This is a genomic window from Mycobacterium arosiense ATCC BAA-1401 = DSM 45069 (assembly GCF_002086125.1).
In the GTDB taxonomy this organism is placed as follows: domain Bacteria; phylum Actinomycetota; class Actinomycetes; order Mycobacteriales; family Mycobacteriaceae; genus Mycobacterium; species Mycobacterium arosiense.
This window is the reverse complement of the sequence record NZ_MVHG01000184.1, coordinates 1-2,259: the sequence shown is the minus strand read 5'-3', so window position 1 is coordinate 2,259 and position 2,259 is coordinate 1. Positions and strand designations below refer to the sequence as shown.

The window sequence follows — 2,259 nt, the reverse complement described above, 5'->3', positions numbered from 1 at the left end:
CAACGGGCGATCGACTACCCGGATGTCGAGCTGGCCTTTTATGACCTGAGCGGCTCGGACGATGCCGTGCAGGAAGCCGATGAGATTGCGGCCTCGATCCAACGCACTCCGATGCCGTTCACCGGCCCGCTATTCAAATTCGCGCTGTTTCGGGCGCGGCTCGATGAATTCTATTTATTCGCATGCAGTCACCACATAGTCGCAGACGGGTCCGGCATTGCGCTGGTGGGCCAAAGGATTGCATCCGTCTACTCTGCAATTGTTTCTGGCGCGCCCATCCCCCCCTCCATTTTCGGCTCGTTACAGGACCTGGTTGACTGCGAGTCGGAATACGAAGCTTCCGACGATTTCCTTGACGACCAGGCCTATTGGGCTGAAAACCTGCCAGCCGAAAACGGATCGCACTATCGGTTGCCCCAAGCCGCGGGCGAGCACGATACGTATCGTCCGTCCGCGCCGGTTCAGCTGGATGCTGTGGTCCTTCGCCGAGTCGACGAGTTGTCCCGCGCGTGGAATGTGCCGCGATCATCGGTCATCACCGCGGCGTGCGCACTTTTGGTGCGCGGGTGGTGCGCTGAGGACTCAGAGGTGGTCCTCGACTTCCCGGTCACCAGGCGAGTAGGTCCGGAGTTGAAGACGCTTCCCGCGATGGTGGCCGGGGTGGTGCCATTGGTGTTGCGGCTTTCGCCCGAATCGACGGTTGCCGAGTTCTGTGCCCACGTTGACACGCAAATACGGGAAGCGCTGCGGCATCAGAGGTTTCCGGTGCAGGCCCTTGAGCGCAAAATCCATGGCCGCGGCCCGGGGCAGTCCGCAGATAGGGTCAGCGTCAATTTCCTCCCGTCTAGCTTCACTCTGTCTTTTGGTGGTGTGACGGCATCGGCGTCATATACCAACCTTGGCCACCGGGGTGGCTTTGGCTTGGTCTTCTCCGGCGACGGTGACCAGCTCTCCCTCGGCACGGCCGGCGCTGGGCGGCTGCTTTCGCATTCTGACGTCTGCGACTTAGCGGGACGGTTGCAGCGGTTGTTGGTGGCGATGACCGCCGATCCGGGGCGACGGCTCTCGTCGGTGGATGTGCTGGATGCCGGTGAGTACGCCCGGCTGGATGGGTGGGGTAATCGGTCGGTGTTGACCCAGCCCGCACCGCAGCCGGTGTCGATTCCGGTGGTGTTTGCCCATCAGGTGGCTCGCGCTCCCGAGGCGGTGGCGATCAGCTTCGAGGGCGGCGCCCTGACGTATCGGGAACTGGAAGAGAAAGCGAACCGTTTGGCCCACCTGCTGATCGAGCGGGGTATCGGGCCGGGGCAGTGCGTGGCGTTGCTGTTGGAACGCTCGGCCCAGGCCGTCGTGGCGATGCTGGCGGTGCTGAAGACCGGGGCGGCTTACCTTGCGATCGACCCGGCGCTGCCGGCGGCCCGGATCGGATTCATGCTCACCGATGCCGGCCCGATCGCCGTCATCACCACCGCGGACCTAGGCCCGCGGCTGGACGGATGCGATCTGGCGCTCATCGATATGAACGATCCCGCTGCGGACACCCAACCCAGCGCGGCACCACCGGCGCCGGACTCGGCGAACATCGCTTACCTCATCTACACCTCGGGCACGACAGGTGTCCCGAAGGGGGTGGCGGTCACCCACCGCAACCTGACCCATCTGGCGGACTCGCAGCCCTCAGACCTGCCGCCGGCGCAGGTGTGGACGCAATGCCACTCCTACGCTTTCGACTTTTCGGTGTGGGAGATCTGGGCTGCGCTGCTTGGTGGTGGCCGGCTGGTCGTAGTACCCGACGAGGTGGTCGGCTCGCCGGATGATTTCCACGCGTTGCTGGTCAGCGAACACGTCAACGTGCTCACCCAAACCCCGTCGGCGGTGGCCACCTTGTGCCCGCAGGGGCTGGAGTCGGTGGCGTTGCTGGTCGGCGGTGAGGTCTGCCCGGTCGAGATGGTTGATGCGTGGGCGCCGCGGCGGGTGGTGATCAACGCCTATGGCCCAACCGAGGCCACGGTGTACGCGTCGTTGAGCGCGCCACTGTCGATCGGAGCCGATGTGGTGCCGATCGGTGCGCCGGTATCGACCGCGGCGCTGTTCGTCCTCGACGAGTGGTTGCGTCCGGTGCCGGCTGGGGTGGTTGGCGAGTTGTACGTGGCCGGTCGCGGCGTGGCGTGTGGGTACGTGGGCCGGGCTGCGTTGACCGGGTCGCGGTTTGTGGCGTGTCCGTTCGGGGGGTCCGGACAGCGGATGTATCGCAGCGGG

General features: G+C 65.1%; 1 protein-coding gene. It reads left to right on the top strand.

What is annotated here, in order from left to right; all coding sequences use genetic code 11:
* Positions 1 to 2,259: non-ribosomal peptide synthetase (locus BST14_RS27945; RefSeq protein ID WP_142279668.1), on the top strand; the 2,259-nt coding region annotated here is incomplete at both ends.